The following is a 21,145-nucleotide window of genomic DNA, read 5'->3' as shown; positions in this document are numbered from 1 at the left end:
CGCGGCCGTGCAGGAGCGCGATGCCGCCGCCGCCCTGGCCGCGCGGATCGCCGCCGAGGCGGCGCGCCTGCGCGGGCTGGCCGGCACCTTCGAGCGCTGGCACGAGCAGATGATCTCGTTGATGACGCAGAACCAGGACATGCACGCGAAGAACCGCGAGCTGTCCTCGATCGTCGCGCACGTGCTGATCGTCTCGCTGAACGCCTCGATCGAGGCGGCGCGCGCGGGCACCGCCGGGCGCGGCTTCTCGATCGTCGCCAGCGAGGTGCGCTCGCTGGCCTCGCGCTCGCAGGAGCTCTCGAAGAGCTACCAGGACAGCCTGAACCGCAACGACCTGGTGACCACCGCGACCTTCCAGGACATCCAGGCCGGCGGCAAGATGATCACCGCCTCGCTCGGCAATGTCGATGCGCTGGCCACCCAGTTGCGCGGCCAGCTCGAACGGAGCGCCGCGTGATCGGATCGAATGCGATCGAGAGCTTCGAGCGGATCTTCTTCGGCGCGGCGCGCGCGCGGCTGGCCGGCGACGGCGCCTGCCAGATCGTGCCGCGCGAGGCGCCCGATGCCGGGCGCGGGGTGGAGGCGGTGGTGCTGACGATCTCCTCGCTGAGCTTCCGGCTGCTGCTGTTGCTGCACTACCGCGACGACGACGCGACGCGCGCCCACTACGTCGGCGCCGCCGCCCAGCGCAGCCTGCGCGAGGCGATCCTGGAGGTGGCCAATCTCTGCTGCGGCGCGATCAACCAGGCGCTGGTCGAGCATTTTCCCGATCTCGGCATGTCCACGCCCTACCGGCTGAACGGCGCGAGCGCCGCGCACCTGGCCGAACTGAAACCCGATCACCTGGCCGCCTACGACCTGAGCCTCGGCGAGGGCGTGAAGCTCGGCGCGACGCTGTGCGTGTGCGCCAACGCGCCGATCGATTTCGTCGCCGACATGCTCGATGTCGACGCGGGCGCAGGCGAGCTCGAACTGTTTTGAACGACGAACCACCGCGAACGAACTCGCGGCAGGAGAAGCCATGACGACCCACGATACGCCCGTCAGCAAGGTGCTGGTGCTCGACGACAGCGACACGCATCTCGATGCGATCCGGCAGTTCTGCGACGAGCACCACCTGGTCGGGCTCAAGGCGCGCCGCAACCGCCTGCTGAAGGTGCTGCGCTCGAACATCGACCTCGGCGCGGTGCTGCTGGCGGCCGACTACGGCGGCTCGGCCGACGAGGCCGCCGCGGTGGCCGCGCAGATCGACGCGCTGCGCCCCGAGCTGCCGATCATCGTGCGCCGCGCCGACGGCAGCGACGAGGCGAGCCTGCCCGACGCGCTGCGTCGCGTGGCCTGCGCCAGCTACGCGCTGCCCGACCTCGAGCCGCTGCGCCGCGCGGTGGACGAGTACCTGTTCAGCCTGGCCTATCCGAACGCGCTGGTGCGCGGCATCGAGGAGATCACCGAGGCGCGCCTGGGCACCATGTTCCGCGGCATGAGCATCGAGTGCGAGACGCCCTGCATCGTGCGCGACCAGATCATCTACGGCGAGGTGTTCAGCCTGATCGCGCTGGAGAGCGCCTGGTGCCGCGGCTACATGATGCTGCAGGCCGACGAGCAGCCGATGCTGGACTTCGTCGCGGCGATGCACCCGGACGAGCGCGCGCCCGATTTCCGCGATCTGAACGGCGTGCTCGGCGAGTTGACCAACCTGGTCTGGGGCGCCTTCAAGGACCGCTTCCTCGGCAGCAGCAACGGCATGCCGGCCAGCAGCACGGTGCAGGTGCCGCTGCTCGTCAATCACAAGCAGAAGTACATCTCCTTCGGGTCCGAGAACCCGCAGCTCTGCTTCAAGTATCGGGTGACCGACGATGCGTCGGGCCGCACCGTGACTCTCCATCAGCGCTTCGTGTTCAGCCTGCAATGGTCGCCGGAATCGTTCGACGACAGCGCGCAGGCGGTGGGCGAGATGGTCGAGGCGGGCGAGCTCGACTGGTTTTGAGTGACAAACGGAAAACAGACATGGCAAAGATTCTGGTGGTGGACGATTCGAGCACGGTGCGCGACGAAGTCGCGGGCTTCCTGCGAAAGAACGGGCTGGAGGTCGAGACGGCCGTCGACGGCAAGGACGGCCTCACGAAGCTCAAGGGCAGCCCGGGCATCAAGCTGGTGGTCAGCGACGTCAACATGCCGAACATGGACGGCCTGACGATGGTCGAGAAGATCCGCGGCGAGCTCGGCAACGCGGCCGTCAACGTGGTGATGCTGACCACCGAGAGCAGCCCGGCCATGAAGGAACGCGGCAAGGCCGCCGGCGTGCGCGGCTGGATCGTCAAGCCGTTCCGCGGCGAGGCGGTGCTCGAGACCTTCCGCAAGCTGGCGAGCTGAGGCGACGTCGGGGCCGCCGCGTGAGCGGCGGGCTCCGCGCGAGCGCGAGCGGGATCGCGGCTTGCATCCGCGAGGTTTCGCGTTTGCGATGGCGCTGCTTGCGCGGCGCGCGTCTGGTGTATCGTCATCGCTTCGCTGACTCGGGATTCGATCGATGATACGCAGGCAATTCCTGCGCCGCGCGCTCGGCGCGGCAGCCACGCTGGCCTTCTCCCGCGCCGCGTTCGCTCAGTCGCACGCGATGCACGGCATGGCGGGCATGGACGACATGAAGGGCATGGCCGGCATGCACGACGCGCCGGCTCCCGAAGCCTCGGCCGCGCCCGACATGGAACTGGCGGCCGCCGACGCGCTGCCCGGCGGCGCGCCGCTCGCCCCTCTGCGCGTGCTCGCCAACCAGAGCGACACGCCGGGCCGTTTCAGCGCCACGCTGGTCGCCCAGCCGGTGGCGCGCCAATTGCTTCCGGGCGCCGCGCCCACGCCGATGTGGCTGTATGGCGATGCCGCGCAGGGTTCGGTCGCCGGCCCGCTGATCGAGCTGCGCGAGGGCGACCAGGTGGAAATCCGCGTCGTCAACCGCCTGCCGCAACCGACCACCATGCACTGGCACGGCCTGCCGGTGCCGCCCGACCAGGATGGCAACCCGCTCGCGCTGATCGAGCCGGGCGCATCGCGCATCTACCGCTTCACGCTGCCGAAGGGCTGCGCCGGCACCTACTGGTATCACCCGCATCCTCACGACATGACGGCCGAGCAGGTGTTCCGCGGCCTGGCCGGCCCGATCGTGGTGCGCGCCGCCGACGATCCGCTGGCCGGCTGGCCCGAGCGGCAACTGTTCGTCTCCGACCTCAAGCTGGCCTCGGACGGCACCATCCCGCCGAACGACATGATGGACTGGATGAACGGCCGCGAAGGGCAGTTCGCGCTGGTCAACGGCGCGCGCCTGCCGCGCATCGATGTCGCGCAGGACGAACGTTGGCGCGTCTGGAACGCCAGCAGCGCGCGCTACCTGAACCTGTCCTTCGACGACGGTCGTGCCTTCGAGCAGGTCGGCACCGACGGCGGCCTGCTGGAGCGCTCGCGCAGCGTGAGCGCCCTGCTGCTCGCGCCGGGCGAGCGCGCCGAATTGCTGGTGCGCGCCGGCGATCGGCCCGCAAAGGCCATGCTGCGGGCAGGGACTTACGATCGCAGCAAGATGGCGATGGCCATGTCCGAGGACGACGAACCCTCGCTGCCGGCGGACCCGCCGCTGCCGCTGGCCGAGGTGGGGTTCTCGCCAGCCGCGGCCCGCGCGCTGCCGGCCACGCTGCGCTCGGTGCCGCCGCTGGGCGCGCCGGTGGCGCGCAAGACCGTCACGTTCGGCGAAGCGATGGACATGAATGCGATGATGGCCTCGAAGCCGGGGTCGCGCCCCGCCGGCATGCGCTTCATGGTGAACGGGCAGAGCTGGTCGCCGCATCGCGCCACGCTCACCAGCCGACGCGGCGACGTCGAATTGTGGAGTATTGCGAACAATACGGACATGGATCATCCATTCCACCTGCACGGCACACAATTCCAGGTGGTCGAGCGCGAGTATCGCGGCCGGCGCACGGCGGAGCCTTACCGCGCGTGGCGCGATACCGTGAACGTGAGGAAGGGCGAGACGGTGCGGATCGCGACGGTCCAGCACGAGGCGGGCGAGCGTATGTTCCACTGCCATATCCTCGAGCACGAGGACCTCGGCATGATGGGCACGCTGAAGGTGGTGTGATCGCGCGACTAGAAGAGACTGTCGGTCTCAGGCGAGGCCGACGGAAAGCGCGCAGGAAAATGCATAAAAAAGGCGCCAGCAAAGGCACAAAAAAAAACCCGGCTCGGAGCCGGGTTTTTTATCGAGAATCCAATGCGCTCAGGCTGCCTGGATGTTCGAAGCCTGCTTGCCCTTCGGGCCTTGGACGACCTCGAAGCTCACCTTCTGGCCTTCCTTCAGGGTCTTGAAACCCTGCATGTTGATAGCCGAGAAATGTGCAAACAGATCTTCGCCGCCTTCGTCGGGCGTGATGAAGCCGAAGCCCTTCGCGTCATTGAACCATTTGACAATACCAGTTGCCATACCTACTTCCCCTGTCACTCAGTCGTTACCACGAGCACGCTCGAAAAGCTAAACGACCGGCAAATGCAGCCGTTCCCCCCTCACAAGCTCACCTCGGCCCATTCTCCGTCGTCAAAAAAGACAGATTGAAAAAAGTGCCAGCTTGATTGTTGGCGCTCTTTATTTGAGTGTCAAGGGGAATTTGTCGGTGGTTTGGGGGCCGTTGTAAAGAACCCATTTTCAGGGTTTATCCCGCTTTCCACTGTCATACGGGTGCCAAGCGAGGGTGCTTGAAAAGCCCCATAATCGGCCCATATAGCATGCTCGGGCGTCAGGCCTTCGAGCTTGGCGGGAATATGGGATACTCGATCCACGCGTCGCGACACCGGGCTGCCTGCCGGGTTGCGGACACCTTCGGAAGTCGGCGCCGCGAGCCGGTTTTCGCGGCGTGCGAGTGGCGCGAGTCTGTGAGCATGCAGGCTAAACGGTGCCGGCCGCAAGGCTGGTTTATGACAGGATTGCGGGCCTGTCCGAGTTGTTTAGAATGGGTGTATGGCGATTATCCCGGACAAGCAGGACAACACCGTCCTGGAACGCAGCGAGCAGAAGCTGAAGCCGCCTTCGATGTACAAGGTGGTGCTGCTGAACGACGATTTCACCCCGATGGAATTCGTCGTCATGGTGGTGCAGGAGTACTTCAAGAAGGATCGCGAGACCGCGACGCAGATCATGCTCAAGGTCCATCGCGAGGGGCGGGGGGTATGTGGGGTCTATACGCGGGACATCGCGTCGACCAAAGTTGAGCAAGTCGTTACCCATGCGCGGCAGGCAGGGCATCCGCTGCAGTGCGTGATGGAGGAAGCATGATTGCCCAGGAATTGGAAGTCAGCCTGCACATGGCGTTCATGGAAGCGCGCCAGGCGCGGCACGAGTTCATTACAGTCGAACACCTGTTGCTGGCGCTGCTCGACAACCCGACCGCGGCCGAAGTGCTGCGCGCCTGCGCGGCCAATATCGAGGACCTGCGCCAGAACCTGCGCAACTTCATCCACGACAACACACCCACGGTGCCGGGCACCGAGGACGTCGACACCCAGCCGACGCTCGGTTTCCAGCGCGTGATCCAGCGCGCGATCATGCACGTGCAATCCACCTCGAACGGCAAGAAGGAAGTGACGGGCGCGAACGTGCTCGTGGCGATCTTCGGCGAGAAGGATTCGCACGCGGTGTACTACCTGCAGCAGCAGGGCGTCACGCGCCTGGACGTGGTGAACTTCATTTCCCACGGCATCGCGAAGACGGGTAGCGCGGACGCGGCCAAGGCCGGCGACGGCGCACCCGAATCGGAAGACGCGAACGCGCAGAAGGAAACCCCGCTCGCGCAGTTCACGCAGAACCTGAACCAGATGGCCAAGGACGGTCGCATCGATCCGCTGATCGGTCGCGAGACCGAGGTCGAGCGCGTGGTGCAGGTGCTCTGCCGCCGTCGCAAGAACAATCCGCTGCTGGTCGGCGAGGCCGGCGTCGGCAAGACCGCGATCGCCGAGGGCCTGGCCTGGCGCATCACGCGCGGCGAGGTGCCGGACATCCTGGCCAATGCCCAGGTGTTCTCGCTCGACATGGGCGCGCTGCTGGCGGGCACCAAGTACCGCGGCGATTTCGAGCAACGCCTGAAGACGGTGCTCAAGGAACTGAAGGAACGTCCGCACGCGATCCTCTTCATCGACGAGATCCACACGCTGATCGGCGCCGGCGCCGCCTCGGGCGGCACGCTCGATGCGTCGAACCTGCTCAAGCCGGCGCTGTCCTCGGGCAACCTGAAGTGCATCGGCGCGACCACCTTCACCGAATACCGCGGCATCTTCGAGAAGGACGCGGCGCTGTCGCGGCGCTTCCAGAAGGTCGACGTCAACGAGCCTTCGGTCGAGCAGACGGTGGCGATCCTGCGCGGGCTCAAGTCGCGCTTCGAGGAGCACCACGGCGTGAAGTATTCGTCGGGCGCGCTGTCGGCCGCCGCCGAATTGTCGGCACGCTTCATCACCGATCGTCACCTGCCGGACAAGGCGATCGACGTGATCGACGAAGCGGGCGCGGCGCAGCGGATCCTGCCGAAGTCGAAGCAGAAGAAGACCATCGGCAAGTCCGAGATCGAGGAAATCATCTCGAAGATCGCGCGCGTCCCGCCGCAAAGCGTGTCGCAGGACGATCGCAGCAAGCTGCAGACGCTCGATCGCGACCTGAAGAGCGTGGTGTTCGGCCAGGACCCGGCGATCGACGCGCTGGCCGCCGCCATCAAGATGGCGCGTGCCGGCCTCGGCAAGCTCGACAAGCCGATCGGCGCCTTCCTGTTCTCGGGCCCGACCGGCGTCGGCAAGACCGAGGTGGCGCGGCAGCTCGCGTTCACGCTCGGCATCGAGCTGATCCGCTTCGACATGTCCGAGTACATGGAGCGTCACGCGGTCAGCCGCCTGATCGGCGCGCCGCCCGGTTATGTCGGTTTCGACCAGGGCGGCCTGCTGACCGAGGCCGTCACCAAGAAGCCGCATTGCGTGCTGCTGCTCGACGAAATCGAGAAGGCGCATCCGGACATCTTCAACGTGCTGCTGCAGGTGATGGACCACGGCACGCTGACCGACAACAACGGCCGCAAGGCGGATTTCCGCAACGTCATCATCATCATGACGACCAACGCGGGCGCCGAGTCGATGCAGAAGGGCACCATCGGCTTCACCACGCGTCGCGAGGTCGGTGACGAGATGTCGGAGATCAAGCGCTTCTTCACGCCGGAGTTCCGCAACCGCCTGGACGCGACGATCAGCTTCCGCTCGCTCGATGAGGAAATCATCATGCGCGTGGTCGACAAGTTCCTGATCCAGCTCGAGGACCAGCTCCACGAGAAGAAGGTCGATGCGCTGTTCACCGACGCGCTGCGCAAGTACCTGTCGAAGAACGGCTTCGATCCGCTGATGGGCGCGCGGCCGATGCAGCGCCTGATCCAGGACACGATCCGTCGCGCGCTGGCCGACGAACTGCTGTTCGGCAAGCTCGTCAACGGCGGCCGCGTGACGGTCGACGTCGACGAGAACAACACCGTGCAGTTGTCCTTCGACAATTCGGCCGAACCGCCGAAGCCGAGCGAGGAAACGGTCGAAGTGGAGTGAGGCGCGAAGCTTCGGCCACGGCGCCATGAAAAAACGGCGCGGGATGCGAATCCCGCGCCGTTTTCTTTTGTGTGCCTTGCCGACGAATCGGCAGGCGGGTTTACTGGCGGCCGGTGCTGCCGAAACCACCTTCGCCGCGCTCGCTCTGCGCGAAATCCTCGACGATGTTGAAGCTGGCCTGCACCACCGGCACGATCACCAACTGGGCCAGGCGCTCGAACGGATTCAGCACGAATTCGCTCTGCCCGCGGTTCCAAGTCGAGACCATCAGCTGGCCCTGGTAGTCGGAATCGATCAGGCCGACCAGGTTGCCGAGCACGATGCCGTGCTTGTGGCCGAGGCCCGAGCGCGGCAGGATCAGCGCCGCGTAGCCGGGGTCGGCCACGTGGATCGCCAGGCCCGTCGGCACCAGGGCGGTGTCGCCCGGCTTCAGCGTGATCGGCGCGTCCAGGCAGGCGCGCAGGTCGAGGCCCGCGCTGCCCGGCGTGGCGTAGTTCGGCAGGTAGTCGCGCATGCGCGCGTCGAGGATCTTCAGGTCGAGTTTCATCCGGCAGGTCGCTGGCAAGAAGTCTGGAAGGAAGCGCCGGGCGGCCCGCCTCGCAGGCGGGCGCCCGGCAGGGGATTGCGTCAGATCAGGCGCGTATCGGGCAGGCGCTTCGCGATCTCCTCGATCAGCGTGTGCGCGAGCGTGGCCTTGGCCGCACGCGGCAGGCGCGTGGTGCCGGCGGCCTCGAACAGCACCACCTCGTTGTCGTCGAGGCCGAAGGTCAAGGGGCCGAGGTTGCCGATCAGGAGCGGCACCTGCTTGCGGCGGCGCTTCTCCTCGCCATGCACCTCGAGGTCGCCGCTCTCGGCCGCGAAACCCACGCAGTAGGGCGCGTCGGGCAAGGCGGCCACGCTGGCCAGGATGTCCGGGTTCTCGACGAACTCGAGCACCGGCATCTTGCGATCGGCGGTCTTCTTGATCTTGTGCGCCGCCGGCTGCGCGACGCGCCAGTCGGCCACCGCGGCCACCGCGATGAACAGGTCCGCGTCGGGCACCGCATGCATCACCGCGTCGTGCATCTGCTGGGCGGTCTGCACGTCCTGGCGATAGACGCCCCAGGGCGTGGCCAGGTGGACCGGCCCCGCCACCAGATGCACCTCGGCGCCGGCCTGCTGGGCCGCGCGCGCCAGCGCGAAACCCATCTTGCCGCTGGACAGGTTGGTCAGGCCGCGCACCGGGTCGAGCGGCTCGAAGGTCGGGCCGGCGGTGATCAGCACGCGCTTGTGGGCGAGCCGCTTGGGCCGGAAGTGCGAGACGATCGCCTCGTAGATGGCCGCCGGCTCCAGCATGCGGCCGTCGCCGACCTCGCCGCAGGCTTGCGCGCCCGAATCGGGCCCCAGCACCGAGATGCCGTCGGCGCGCAGTTGCGCGGCATTGCGCTGGGTGGCCGGGTTCTGCCACATCTGGCGATTCATCGCCGGCACCACCAGCAGCGGGCAGTCGCGCGCGATGCACAGCGTCGAGAGCAGGTCGTCGGCGAAACCGTGGGCGAGCTTGGCGATGAAGTCGGTCGAAGCCGGCGCGATCAGGATCGCGTCGGCTTCGCGCGACAGGTCGATATGCGCCATGTTGTTGTCGACGCGCGCATCCCACTGGCTGGTGTAGACCGGCCGCCCCGACAGCGCCTGCATGGTCACCGGCGTGATGAACTGGGTGGCCGCCTCGGTCATGACGATCTGCACGCTCGCACCGGCCTTGGTCAGCAGGCGCGTGAGCTCGGCGATCTTGTAGCAGGCGATGCCGCCCGTCAGGCCGACGACGAGGTGTTTTCCTGCGAGTTCCTGGTGTTCCAACTGGACCTCCGCGAATGAAACGGGCCGGCGCCCCAAGGCCCGGCCCCCGTAATTTACCGCGCGGCGCCTGCCGACGCTCGCGCGCCGGCGTCGGCCGGCTTCAGCGCGTGCCGCGCACGCGGCGCAGCTCGTCGTAGATCAGCAGGATCGCGCCGATGGTGATCGCCGAATCGGCCAGGTTGAAGGCGGGCCAGTGCCAGCCGCCGACGTGGAAATCGAGGAAGTCGATCACGTGGCCGTACATCAGCCGGTCGATCACGTTGCCGAGCGCGCCGCCCAGGATCAGGGCCAGCGACAGGCTGAACAGGCGCTGATGGCCGTGGCGCTTGAGCAGGTAGCAGATCACCAGGGTCGCGCCGATGCCCAGCGCCGTGAAGGCCCAGCGCTGCCAGCCGCTGGCGGCCGACAGGAAGCCGAAGGCCGCGCCGCGGTTGTAGACCAGCACCAGGTTGAAGAAGCCGGTCAGCGCATGCATCGCGCCGTAGCTGAAGGTCTTCAGCACCGCGATCTTCGAGAGCTGGTCGAACAGGATCACGATCAGCGAAATGCCCAGCCACGGCGCGAGCGCGCCGCCAGTGGATTTCGACAGGGTTTTCGCCATGGTTATGCAGCGCTCCGGGTTTCGCCGTTTTCAAAGAGGTTGGAGAAGCAGCGGCCGCACAGCGTCGGGTGCTCCGCGTGCGCGCCCACGTCGGCGCGGTAATGCCAGCAGCGCTCGCACTTCTGGTAGGTCGAGGCGGCCACCTCGACCGCTTCGTCGGCTTCCGAGGCCACCTCGGTGACGGTGGCCGCCGAGGTGATCAGCACGAACTTAAGATCCTCGCCGAGGCTCGCGAGCGCCGCGTGGCGCGCGCCGCTCGCGCGGATCTCGACCTCGGCCTGCAGCGAGGAGCCGATCCGGTTCGCGCTGCGCGCTTCCTCCAGCGCCTTGGTCACGTCCGCGCGCACTGCGCGCAGCAGCGTCCACTTGTCGAGCAGGGCGGCCGCGCCGTCGATCTCGGGGTAAGCGTAGTAGGTTTCCGTGAAGATCGTCTCGCTGGCCGGCTGGAATACCTTCCAGGCTTCCTCGGCGGTGAACGAGAGGAAGGGCGCGAGCACCCGCAGCAGGCCCTGCGTGACGTGGTAGAGCGCGGTCTGCGCCGAGCGGCGCGCCGGCGAGGCGGGCGCGCTGGTGTAGAGCCGGTCCTTCAGCACGTCGAGGTAGAAACCGCCGAGATCCTCCGAGCAGTAGGTCTGCAGCTTCGCCACGATCGGGTGGAACTCGTACTTCTCGTAGTGCGCGAGCAGCTCGGTCTGCAACTGGGCCGAGAAGGCGATCGCGTAGCGGTCGATCTCGAGCCATTCGGCGGCCGGCAGCGCGTCCTTCGCGTAGTCGAAGTCCGACAGGTTGGCGAGCAGGAAGCGCAGCGTGTTGCGGATCCGGCGATAGCCCTCGGTGACGCGCTTGAGGATTTCCTCGGAGATCGCCAGCTCGCCCGAGTAATCGGTCGAGGCGATCCACAGGCGCACGATTTCCGCGCCCAGGCGGTTCGAGACCTCATGCGGGTCGATGCCGTTGCCGAGCGACTTGCTCATCTTGCGGCCTTCGCCGTCGACCGTGAAGCCGTGCGTGAGCAGGCCCTTGTAGGGCGCGCGGCCGTCGATCATCGAGGCCGTCAGCAGCGAGGAGTGGAACCAGCCGCGATGCTGGTCCGAGCCTTCCAGGTAGAGGTCGGCCGGGAACTGCAGCGCGTCCTTGTGCGAGCCGCGCAGCACGTGCCAATGCGTGGTGCCCGAATCGAACCAGACGTCGAGCGTGTCGCGGTTCTTCTCGTAGAGGTTGGCCTCGTCGCCGAGCAGCTCGCGCGCGTCCAGCGTCTGCCAGGCCTCGATGCCGCCGGCCTCGACGCGCTTGGCCACTTCCTCGAGCAGCTCCAGCGTGCGCGGATGCAGCTCGCCGGTTTCCTTGTGGACGAAGAAGGCCATCGGCACGCCCCACTGGCGCTGGCGCGACAGCGTCCAGTCCGGCCGGTTGGCGATCATGCTGTACAGGCGCTGCTTGCCCCAGGCGGGGTAGAAGGCGGTGTCCTCGACGCCCTGCAGCGCGACTTCGCGCAGCGTGCGGCCGCCGTCGTTGGGTTGAGTATCCATGCCGGCGAACCATTGCGAGGTCGCGCGGTAGATGATCGCCGACTTGTGGCGCCAGCAGTGCATGTAGCTGTGGGTGTACTTCTCGCTGCGCAGCAGGGTGCCGGCGGCTTGCAGCGCCTCGACCACCTTCGGGTTCGCGTCCCAGATCTGCAGGCCGCCGAACAGCGGCAGCGATTCGATGTAGCGGCCGTCGCCCATCACCGGGTTGATGATGTCGGCGTCGCTCATGCCGTGCGCCTTGCAGGAGACGAAGTCCTCCACGCCGTAGGCGGGCGAGGAGTGGACGATGCCGGTGCCGGTGTCGGTGGTGACGTAGTCGCCGAGGTAGATCGGCGAGCTGCGCTGGTAGCCCGGATGCGAGCCGGCCAGCGGGTGGTGGAAGCGCAGGCCCGAGAGCTTCGCGCCGGGCGCGGTGGCGATCACCTTGCCGCTCAGCTTGAAGGCTTCCAGGCAGGCGGCCACGCGTTCCTCGGCGAGGATCAGCAGGCCGCGCGGGGTGTCGACCAGCGCGTAGACGATTTCCGGGTGCGCGTTGAGCGCCTGGTTGGCGGGGATCGTCCAGGGCGTGGTGGTCCAGATCACGATGCCGCCGTCGGCGCGCGGCAGCGCCGGCAGGCCGAAGGCCTGGGCGGTGCGCTCCGGTTCGGCGAACGGGAACATCACGTCGATGGTCGGATCGGTGCGGTCCTTGTACTCGACCTCGGCCTCGGCCAGCGCCGAGCCGCAGTCGAAGCACCAGTTGACCGGTTTCAGGCCGCGATAGACGAAGCCCTTCTCGATGATCTTGCCGAGCGCGCGCAACTCCTCCGCCTCGTTCTGGAAGTTCATCGTCTTGTACGGGTTCTTCCAGTCGCCGAGCACGCCCAGCCGCTTGAAGCCCACCTTCTGCTTCTCGATCTGCTCGGTGGCGTAGGCGCGCGCCTTCTTCTGCACCTCGGCGGCCGGCAGCGACTTGCCGAACTGCTTCTCGATCTGGATCTCGATCGGCATGCCGTGGCAGTCCCAGCCCGGCACGTAGGGCGCGTCGAAGCCGGCCATGTTGCGCGACTTGACGACGATGTCCTTGAGGATCTTGTTGACCGCGTGGCCGAGGTGGATGTCGCCGTTCGCGTAGGGCGGGCCGTCGTGCAGGATGAACTTCGGGCGGCCGGCGCTGGCCGCGCGGATCTTCTCGTAGAGGCCGCGATCCTCCCAGTCCTGCACCCACTGGGGCTCGCGCTTGGGCAGGTCGCCGCGCATCGGGAACGGCGTGTCGAGCAGGTTGACCGGATACTTGGCCTGCGGTTTGGAGTCGGCTTTCTTGTTGCTCATGTCGGGAATCGCTATCTCGTTCGGGGACGCTCGCGCGTCGTGATCGGGGGACGGGCGCCGTGGCGGCGCGGCGGGCGCCTGGCGCGCCCGGACGGGTCAGCTAATTCGGTCGGTCGCCGAGGTGGCGAAGCCGGTGGCGCGGCCGCCGGGCGGCACGCCGTGCGCGGCGAAATAGGCGCGCGTGTCGACCACGTCCTGCGCGATCGCGCGGGTCAGCGTCTCGAGGTCGATGAACTTGGCCTCGTCGCGAAGCTTCTTCAGGAACTCGACGCGCACCAGCTTGCCGTAGGCATCGCCGTGCCAGTCGAGGATGTGCACCTCGAGCAGCACGCGGCCGGCGTCGACCACGGTGGGCCGCACGCCGAGGCTGGCCACCGCCGGCAGCGGCGCCTCGCCCAGGCCGTGCACCAGCACCACGAAGATGCCCGACAGCGCCGGGCGCTTGTGCGCGATCGACAGGTTCAGGGTCGGGAAGCCGAGGTCGCGGCCGAGCTTGAGCCCGTGCGCGACGTGGCCGCTGATCGCGTAGCCGTGTCCGAGCGCCTGCTTGGCCGCGTCAAGGTCGCCCGCGGCCAGCGAGGCGCGCACGCCCGAGCTCGAGATGCGCGCACCGTTGGGCGCGGCCAGCGTGGCCATCTGCTCGACGTCGAAGCCATGGCGCGCGCCGGCTTCCTGCAGCGAGGCGAAATTGCCGGCGCGCTTGGCGCCGTAGCGGAAATCGTCGCCGACGATCATCCAGCGCGTGTGCAGGCCGTTGACCAGGGTCTGCTCGACGAAGGCCTCGGGCGCCTGGTTGGCGAAGGTATGGTTGAAGTGCTCGACCACCACCCGGTCCACGCCGTTCTCGCGCAGCGCCTCGAGCTTGTCGCGCAGCATCGCGATCCGGGGCGGGGCGCCGGCCGGATTGAAGAACTCGCGCGGGTGCGGCTCGAAGGTCATCACGCAGACCGGCAGCCCGCGCGCGTCCGCCGCCGCGCGCACGCGCGCGAGCAGGGCCTGATGGCCACGGTGGACACCGTCGAAATTACCGATCGTCAGCGCGCACGGGGCGCGGCTCTCGGCGTTGGGCAGGCCGCGAAAGACTTTCACGATAGCGGGTTGGCAGCGGGCTCGATGAAGACTAGGGAACCGAAATACGGCACAAACGGGGCGGGCGGATGCCGCAAAGCACAAGATTATAAACGGTTCGGGGCGATGGGCGGCTCGGCGGCCGGGAAACGGTGGTCCCGAATGCTAAAATCCGCGGATGAAAAATCTTGTCATCCTGATTTCAGGCCGCGGCAGCAACATGGAGGCCATCGTCGACGCCTGCGCGCGCGACGCCTGGCCGGCCCGCGTGGCCGCCGTGATCGCGAACCGGCCCGATGCGGCCGGTTTGTCGTTCGCGGCCGAGCGCGGGATCGCCACGGCCGTCGTCGACCATCGCGAGCACGACGGCCGCGAGGCCTTCGACGCCGCGCTGGCCGCCGAGATCGAGCGCTTCGCGCCCGACCTGGTGGTGCTGGCCGGCTTCATGCGGATCCTCACGCCCGGCTTCGTGTCGCGTTTCGAGGGCCGGATGCTGAACGTCCATCCCTCGCTGCTGCCCAGTTTCAAGGGCATGCGCACGCACGAGGCGGCGCTGGCCGCCGGCGTGGCCCTGCACGGCGCCACCGTGCATTTCGTGATTCCGGAGCTCGACAGCGGCGCGATCGTCGCGCAGGCGGCGGTGCCGGTGCGCGAGGGCGACACGCCCGGGACGCTGGCCGCGCGCGTGCTCGAGGCCGAGCATGTGCTCTATCCGCGCGCGGTGCGCTGGTTCGTCGAGGGGCAATTGCGGCTCGAGGCGGGGCGCGCGGTGCTGGCCGACGGCACCTGCCGCTGGCTGGTCGCGGATGACAACAACAAACAGGGTGAGGGTGTATGAAGCTGCATGGTTTTCTGATTGGCCAGACCGAGACGCTGCTCGGCGACGTACTGAAATTCGCGGGCCCGGCCGACGCGACCACGAGCCGGTTCTTCCGCGCGCATCCCAAGCTCGGCCATGCCGAGCGCGGCGTGATCGCCGAGGCGGTGTTCGCGGTGCTGCGCCGGAAGATGGAATACGCGCACCTGGCCGAGAGCGGCACCGGCACGCCGGCGCGCCGCCTGACCCTGCTGGGGCTGATGCAGACGGCGGGCCGCTCGGCGCTCAAGCCCCATGTGTCGGAGGCCGAATGGTCCTGGCTCGACCACGTCGCCAAGATCGACCCGGCCAGCCTGCCGCTGCGGGTGCGCACCAACCTGCCCGACTGGATCCACCAGGCGCTGTCGCAGCGCTTCGATGCCGACGGGCTCGCGCAGTTCGCGGCCGCGGTCAACTACCCGGCGCCGCTGGACCTGCGCGTGAACGTGCAGAAGGCCACCCGCGACCAGGTGCTCGACGCGCTCAAGGCCTCCGGCATCGAGGCCGGCGAGACCCCGTTCGCGCCGAACGGCGTGCGCGTGATCGGCAAGCCGGCCCTGACCAAGCTGTCGATCTTCCAGGACGGCCTGATCGAGGTGCAGGACGAGGGCAGCCAGCTGCTCTGCTCGCTGATGGCGCCGCGCCGCGGCGAGATGGTGGTCGACTTCTGCGCCGGCGCGGGCGGCAAGACCCTGGCGCTGGGCGCGGCGATGCGCTCGACCGGGCGCCTCTATGCCTTCGACGTGTCCGAGAAGCGCCTGGCCAAGCTCAAGCCGCGCCTGGCGCGCAGCGGGCTGTCCAACGTCAACCCGGTGCTGATCGACAGCGAGCATGACGCCAAGATCAAGCGGCTGGCCGGCAAGATCGACCGCGTGCTGGTCGACGCGCCCTGCAGCGGGCTGGGCACGCTGCGCCGCAATCCCGACCTCAAGTGGCGCCAGACGCGCGACTCGATCGAGGAACTCGCGCCCAAGCAGGGCTCGATCCTCGCCAGCGCCGCGCGCCTGGTGAAGCCGGGCGGCCGCCTGGTCTACGCGACCTGCAGCGTGCTGGAGGCCGAGAACGAGGCGATCGTCGTGCAGTTCCTCGCCGCGCATCCCGACTTCGTGCTGGTGCCGGCCAACAAGGTGCTGGCCGAGCAGCGCATCGCGCTCGATACCGGCGATTACCTGTCGCTGTGGCCGCATCGCCATGCCACCGACGGCTTCTTCGCGGCCGTGCTGGAGCGGCGCGCGAAACCGGCTAAGCCGGCTGCCGCCAAGGCCGGCGCCGAGGCGGCGGTCCCCGCCGACGCGGCCGAAGCCATCGAAGCCAAGGCCGATGCCGCGGGTGCGGAAGCGGCCAACGAGGCGAACTGATCGCGGGCGGCGCCATGCAGGATCCGCTGCTGTCGAAACGGCTGGCCGGCGTCGCGCGCGACTTCGGCCAGCCGGTGATGATCTGGCAGCTCGCGGTGCTGGCCGGCACGCTCGCGCTGGCCTGGCTGCTGGCGCGCTGGCTGCGTTCGCGCATCGAGGCGCGCCGGCGTGCCGCCGGCCGCGCCCCCGGCACCGGCGCGAGCAGCCTGGACCGGGCGCTGTTCCCGCTGGCCGGCGGCGTGCTGCTGCTGGTCGCGCAGGAGGTCGGCGAGCGCTTCTTCTCCACCTCGCTGCTGCAGCTCGCGCTGGTGCCCCTCTTCGGCATCGCGCTGATCTACCTGCTGTTTTCGGTCGCGCGCCGCGCCTTCGCCCGCGACGGCGATACCCACGCCTGGCTGTCGATCATCGAGAAGCTGGTCTCGGTGCTGGTGTGGGTGGCGATGGTGCTCACCGTGCTCGGCATCCAGCGCGACGTGATCGATTGGCTCGACGGCGTGCGCTTCCACGTCGGCAGCGCGCACCTGAGCCTGCTCTCGCTGCTGTCGGGCTGCCTGTGGATCTGCGTCACCCTGGTGGTGGCGATGTGGCTCGGTTCGCTGCTGGAGGACCGCCTGTCGCGTGCCGCGACGCTCGACGCCAACCTCAAGGTGGTGCTGTCGCGAGTCGGCCGCGCGCTGCTGGTGGTGGCGGCGGTGCTGATCGGGTTCTCGCTGGTGGGCATCGACGTGACCGTGCTCGGCGTGTTCGGCGGCGCGCTCGGCGTGGGGCTGGGCTTCGGCCTGCAGAAGATCGCCAGCAACTACGTGTCGGGCTTCATCATCCTGCTCGACCGCTCGCTCAGGCTCGGCGACGCGATCGACGTGGGCGGCCTGCAGGGCATCGTCACCCAGATTCGCACTCGCTACACGGTGGTGCGCGGCCTGGACGGCTACGAGAAGCTGATCCCGAACGAGAAGCTGATCACCGACGTGGTGCAGAACCAGTCCTCGTTCCAGACTCGCGGCTACGCCAAGGTGGCGGTGCGCATCGCCTACAGCAGCGACGTGGAGGCGGCGCTGGCGTTGCTGGCCGAGGCGGCGAAGGATGTCGAGCGGGTGCTCGAGGAGCCGGCGCCGGCGCCCTACCTGGTGGGTTTCGGCACCGACGGCATCGAGCTCGAGCTGGGCTTCTGGATCGCCGATGCCGCGCGCGGCACCTCGGGCGTGCGCTCGGCGGTGAATCGCAAGCTGTGGCGGCTGTTCGGCGAGCACGGCATATCGGTGCCGCTGCCGCAGCGCGAGTTGCGCATCGTCGGGCAGGGCCCGGCGGCGAGCGCCGGAATCGGGGCGAATGGGGCACGATCGGACCCGGCGCCGGGCGCTTGAAACGGCCCTTTTTCCGTTTGTCGGGCCGCGAATGGACCGCTTCGCCGGGCTAGTCCGGCGCTGGACCGGAAGCCCCTTGCGCCGTAGCAACAATCATTCATTTTTGACAGTTGCCCGGAACGGATACAGTAAAATTTCGTCTACACGCGGTATGCTTTCATTTTTATGACGTCGGCGCGTGGTCCTGACCGGCGCCGTCTCTGAATTACAGGTAACCTGCCTTGCTGAATTCTGTGCTCGACTTCCTGGCCCACGGGCTGCTGCATTTCTCGTGGTGGCAGATCGTTCTGGCCACGCTTGTGGCCACGCACGTCACGATCGTCGCCGTCACCATCTATCTCCACCGCTGTCAGGCGCATCGCGCGCTCGACCTGCATCCGGCCGTCAGCCATTTCTTCCGGCTGTGGCTGTGGATGTCCACCGGCATGCTGACCGGCCAGTGGGCGGCCATCCACCGCAAGCACCACGCCAAGTGCGAGACCGAAGAGGATCCGCACAGCCCGCAGACGCGCGGCATCTGGAAGGTGCTGCTCGAAGGTGCCGAGCTCTATCGCGCCGAAGCCAAGAACGAGGAAACGCTGCGCAAGTTCAGCCACGGCACGCCGAACGACTGGATCGAGCGCAACGTCTACTCGAAGTACACGATCCTCGGCGTGAGCCTGATGATGGTGATCGACGTCGCGCTGTTCGGCATCGTCGGCCTGTCGGTCTGGGCCGTGCAGATGATCTGGATCCCGTTCTGGGCGGCCGGCGTGGTCAACGGCCTTGCGCACTTCTGGGGCTACCGCAACTTCAACTCGGCCGATGCGAGCACGAACCTGATTCCCTGGGGCATCGTGATCGGCGGCGAGGAAATGCACAACAACCACCACACCTTCGCCACCTCGGCGAAGTTCTCGAACAAGTGGTACGAGTTCGACATCGGCTGGATGTACATCCGCATCCTGTCGGCGTTCAAGCTCGCCAAGGTCAAGAAGATCGCGCCCACGCCGCGCCTCGTTGCACGCAAGGCCGTGGTCGACCAGGAAACGCTGCAGGCCGTGCTGTCGAACCGCTACGAAGTGATGGCGAACTACGGCAAGGCACTGAAGCGCGCCTACCGCCAGGAGCTCGCGCACCTGAAGGAGCTCGGTTCGAGCGAGAAGTACCAACTGCTGCGCGGCGCCCGCTCCTGGTTCCACAAGGACGAAGAGGGCCTGAACGAGCCGCAGAAGCGCCTGCTGCCCGAGATCTTCGCCAACAGCCAGAAGATGCATACCTACTTCCAGCTGCGCCAGGACCTGGCCTCGATGTGGGACCGCTCGAACGCCTCGCGCGAACAGCTGCTGGCCCAATTGCAGGACTGGTGCCATCGTGCCGAACAAAGCGGCATCAAGGCGCTGCAGGAGTTCGCGACGCGTCTGCGCCGCTACGCCTGATCTGAAATCGATTAGAATTTCGGAACGTCACAAACCCCGCGCTGGCGGGGTTTTTTCTTTTGTGCCGCCGCTTTCGCGCGGCGGCCGATCGGCAGCGCGAAGGAGCAGAGGAGAGGAAGATGCAAGCCGCGATCAAACCCGTCGAATACGACCGGCCGGGTGCCGTGTGCGGAGTCGGGCAGGCTTGGGCCAAGGTGCCCGACAGCCCGTCCGCGGTGGAGCGCGCAGCGCTCAAGGCACGCATCAAGGCGCTGCTGGAGCGCGAGAAGGCCGTGCTCGTCGCGCACTATTACGTCGATGCCGAATTGCAGGAGCTGGCCGACGAGACCGGCGGCTGCGTGGCCGATTCGCTCGAGATGGCGCGCTTCGGTCGCGATCACGCGGCGCAGACGCTGGTGGTGGCCGGCGTGCGCTTCATGGGCGAGACGGCGAAGATCCTGAGCCCGGACAAGCGCATCCTGATGCCCGATCTCGATGCCACCTGCTCGCTCGACCTCGGCTGCCCCGTCGAGGACTTCTCGGCTTTCTGCGATGCGCATCCGGATCGCAAGGTGGTGGTGTATGCCAACACCAGCGCGGCGGTGAAGGCGCGCGCGGACTGGATGGTCACCTCCTCGATCGGCCTGGAGATCGTGGCCGACCTGCATGCGCGCGGCGAGAAGCTGATCTGGGCGCCGGACCGGCACCTCGGCAGCTATATCCAGAAGAAGACCGGCGCCGACATGCTGATGTGGCAGGGCTCCTGCCTTGTGCACGACGAATTCAAGGGCATCGAGCTCGACCTGTTGCGCGCCGAGCATCCGGACGCGAAGGTACTGGTGCATCCGGAATCGCCCGAGAACGTGGTGGCGCTGGCCGACGTGGTCGGCTCCACCACCCAGCTGATCGACGCGGCCGTCAAGCTCGACGCGCAACGCTTCATCGTCGCGACCGACCTCGGCATCCTGCACAAGATGCAGCTCGCGGCGCCCGGCAAGACCTTCATTGCCGCGCCGACGGCCGGCAACAGCGCCACCTGCAAGAGCTGCGCGCATTGCCCCTGGATGGCGATGAACGGCCTGGCGAACCTGGCCGAGGTGCTGGAGCGCGGCCATAACGAAATCTTCGTCGATCGCGCGATCGGCGAGCGCGCGCGCCTGCCGATCGATCGCATGCTGGAATTCGCGGCGCAGCACAAGCGGCGCGTCCAGGCCAGCGGCGACCTGCAGCGCGATGCGCAGTTGTTCTCGAACGTGGGGGCGGCATGAGCACGGCGGTTTCCCCGATCTACCAGGACATCGTTGGCGAATACGGCGCGGCCTTCGAAGCGGCGATCGCGCGCAACGTCGCCGATGCGATCACCGAGGACGTCGGCAGCGGCGACCAGACCGGCCGCCTGGTGCCCGACGGCCCGGCCCGCCTCGCGCGCATCATCGTGCGCGAGGACGCGGTGCTGTGCGGCGTGCCCTGGTTCGAGGCGGTGATGCGCTCGGTCGATCCGGCCATCGAGGTCAGCTGGTCCTATCGCGAAGGCGATCTGATGCGCGCCGACACCACCGTCTGCGAACTGCGAGGCCCGGCGCGCGCGCTGCTGACGGCCGAGCGCAATGGCCTGAACTTCCTGCAGTTGCTTTCGGGCGTGGCCAGCGCCACGCGCCGCTACGTCGCGCTGATCGACGGCTATCGCGCGCGCATCCTCGACACGCGCAAGACGCTGCCGGGCCTGCGGCTCGCGCAGAAGTACGCGGTGCGCGTCGGCGGCGGCGCGAACCAGCGCCTGGCGCTGTACGACGGCATCCTGATCAAGGAGAACCATATCGCCGCGGCGGGCGGGGTCGGCGAGGCGCTCGACGCCGCCTTCGCGCTCGAGGCGGGCGTGCCCGTGCAGGTCGAGGTGGAGACGCTGGCCCAGCTCGACACGGCGCTCGCGCATGGCGCGAAATCGGTGCTGCTCGACAATTTCAGCTTCGAGATGATGCGCGAGGCGGTGAGTGTGACTGGCGGCCGGGCGGTGCTCGAGGTGTCGGGCGGCGTGAATGCCGAGACCGTGCGCGATATCGCCTCGACCGGCGTCGACCGGATCTCGATCGGCGCGCTGACCAAGGACGTGCGCGCCACCGATTTCTCGATGCGGATCGTCGACTGAGATCGCGGGCGATGGTGGCGCGTGATGCGCCGTCCTCGCTGGCTCGCCATCCCCGGAAAGAACAAGGC

General features: G+C 67.7%; 19 protein-coding genes. 13 read left to right on the top strand and 6 right to left on the bottom strand.

All coding sequences use genetic code 11. From position 1 onward, the window contains the following. From F3J18_RS19165 to F3J18_RS19145, 5 genes are all read left to right on the top strand, one after another. Positions 1-457: methyl-accepting chemotaxis protein (locus F3J18_RS19165; RefSeq protein WP_240156409.1), on the top strand; the 457-nt coding region annotated here is incomplete at its 5' end. Continuing rightward, positions 454-981, top strand: coding sequence for a hypothetical protein (locus F3J18_RS19160; RefSeq protein WP_060005608.1), 528 nt, complete (start codon positions 454-456; stop codon positions 979-981). The genes F3J18_RS19165 and F3J18_RS19160, both read left to right, overlap by 4 nt. A gap of 40 nt (positions 982-1,021) precedes the next feature. Beyond that, complete coding sequence (locus F3J18_RS19155; protein ID WP_025098178.1) at positions 1,022-1,987, top strand: chemotaxis protein CheX; 966 nt, start codon at positions 1,022-1,024, stop codon at positions 1,985-1,987. Between the two features lie 20 nt (positions 1,988-2,007). Continuing rightward, a complete protein-coding gene (locus tag F3J18_RS19150) occupies positions 2,008-2,373 on the top strand; it encodes a response regulator (RefSeq protein ID WP_013699147.1) in 366 nt (121 codons plus the stop codon). Positions 2,374-2,527: 154 nt separating this feature from the next. Continuing rightward, complete coding sequence (locus F3J18_RS19145) at positions 2,528-4,126, top strand: multicopper oxidase family protein (RefSeq protein WP_166913652.1); 1,599 nt, start codon at positions 2,528-2,530, stop codon at positions 4,124-4,126. A 138-nt stretch (positions 4,127-4,264) separates the two neighbouring features. Here F3J18_RS19145 and F3J18_RS19140 read toward each other — a convergent pair whose 3' ends face one another. Further along, entirely contained in the window at positions 4,265-4,468 is a 204-nt protein-coding gene (locus tag F3J18_RS19140) for a cold-shock protein (protein ID WP_004196460.1), read from the bottom strand. Positions 4,469-4,999: 531 nt separating this feature from the next. Here F3J18_RS19140 and clpS point away from each other — a divergent pair. Together clpS and clpA are read left to right on the top strand one after the other, a co-directional pair. Continuing rightward, entirely contained in the window at positions 5,000-5,314 is a 315-nt protein-coding gene (clpS, locus tag F3J18_RS19135) for an ATP-dependent Clp protease adapter ClpS (RefSeq protein WP_013699144.1), read from the top strand. Beyond that, entirely contained in the window at positions 5,311-7,608 is a 2,298-nt protein-coding gene (gene clpA / locus F3J18_RS19130; RefSeq protein ID WP_025098176.1) for an ATP-dependent Clp protease ATP-binding subunit ClpA, read from the top strand. Before clpS ends, clpA begins: the two co-directional genes overlap by 4 nt. 100 nt (positions 7,609-7,708) lie before the next feature. Here clpA and dut read toward each other — a convergent pair whose 3' ends face one another. The 5 genes from dut to F3J18_RS19105 form a co-directional block, all read right to left on the bottom strand. After that, a complete protein-coding gene (gene dut, locus F3J18_RS19125; protein ID WP_013699142.1) occupies positions 7,709-8,155 on the bottom strand; it encodes a dUTP diphosphatase in 447 nt (148 codons plus the stop codon). A gap of 80 nt (positions 8,156-8,235) precedes the next feature. Next, entirely contained in the window at positions 8,236-9,447 is a 1,212-nt protein-coding gene (gene coaBC / locus F3J18_RS19120) for a bifunctional phosphopantothenoylcysteine decarboxylase/phosphopantothenate--cysteine ligase CoaBC (RefSeq protein WP_025098175.1), read from the bottom strand. 100 nt (positions 9,448-9,547) lie between these two features. Further along, positions 9,548-10,048, bottom strand: coding sequence for a signal peptidase II (lspA, locus tag F3J18_RS19115; RefSeq protein ID WP_013699140.1), 501 nt, complete (start codon positions 10,046-10,048; stop codon positions 9,548-9,550). Positions 10,049-10,050: 2 nt separating this feature from the next. Further along, positions 10,051-12,888: an isoleucine--tRNA ligase gene (gene ileS, locus F3J18_RS19110; protein WP_166913651.1), complete on the bottom strand. Its 2,838-nt coding sequence runs from the start codon at positions 12,886-12,888 to the stop codon at positions 10,051-10,053. 96 nt (positions 12,889-12,984) lie between these two features. Beyond that, positions 12,985-13,980 (bottom strand): bifunctional riboflavin kinase/FAD synthetase, encoded by a 996-nt coding sequence (locus tag F3J18_RS19105; protein WP_345791222.1) that lies wholly within the window; start codon positions 13,978-13,980, stop codon positions 12,985-12,987. 154 nt (positions 13,981-14,134) lie between these two features. On the opposite strand from F3J18_RS19105, the gene purN reads away from it, so the two are divergent. From purN to nadC, 6 genes are all read left to right on the top strand, one after another. Further along, positions 14,135-14,794, top strand: coding sequence for a phosphoribosylglycinamide formyltransferase (gene purN, locus F3J18_RS19100; RefSeq protein WP_025098172.1), 660 nt, complete (start codon positions 14,135-14,137; stop codon positions 14,792-14,794). Next, complete coding sequence (locus tag F3J18_RS19095) at positions 14,791-16,170, top strand: RsmB/NOP family class I SAM-dependent RNA methyltransferase (protein ID WP_166913650.1); 1,380 nt, start codon at positions 14,791-14,793, stop codon at positions 16,168-16,170. Before purN ends, F3J18_RS19095 begins: the two co-directional genes overlap by 4 nt. Before the next feature lie 14 nt (positions 16,171-16,184). After that, a complete protein-coding gene (locus tag F3J18_RS19090) occupies positions 16,185-17,534 on the top strand; it encodes a mechanosensitive ion channel domain-containing protein (RefSeq protein ID WP_166913649.1) in 1,350 nt (449 codons plus the stop codon). A 221-nt stretch (positions 17,535-17,755) separates the two neighbouring features. Beyond that, positions 17,756-18,952, top strand: a complete 1,197-nt coding sequence (locus F3J18_RS19085) for a fatty acid desaturase (RefSeq protein WP_025098169.1) — start codon at positions 17,756-17,758, stop codon at positions 18,950-18,952. 119 nt (positions 18,953-19,071) lie between these two features. Continuing rightward, entirely contained in the window at positions 19,072-20,199 is a 1,128-nt protein-coding gene (nadA, locus tag F3J18_RS19080; protein WP_025098168.1) for a quinolinate synthase NadA, read from the top strand. Further along, positions 20,196-21,077 carry a carboxylating nicotinate-nucleotide diphosphorylase gene (nadC, locus tag F3J18_RS19075; RefSeq protein WP_166913648.1) on the top strand — a complete coding sequence of 294 codons (882 nt, stop codon included), beginning with the start codon at positions 20,196-20,198 and terminating at the stop codon, positions 21,075-21,077. The genes nadA and nadC overlap by 4 nt, the downstream gene beginning before the upstream one ends. The last annotated feature ends 68 nt before the right edge of the window (positions 21,078-21,145 follow it).

It is taken from the genome of Burkholderia sp. Ax-1720, from assembly GCF_011753035.1.
In the GTDB taxonomy this organism is placed as follows: Bacteria; Pseudomonadota; Gammaproteobacteria; order Burkholderiales; family Burkholderiaceae; genus Burkholderia; species Burkholderia gladioli.
This window is presented reverse-complemented; position numbering and strand designations above follow the sequence as displayed.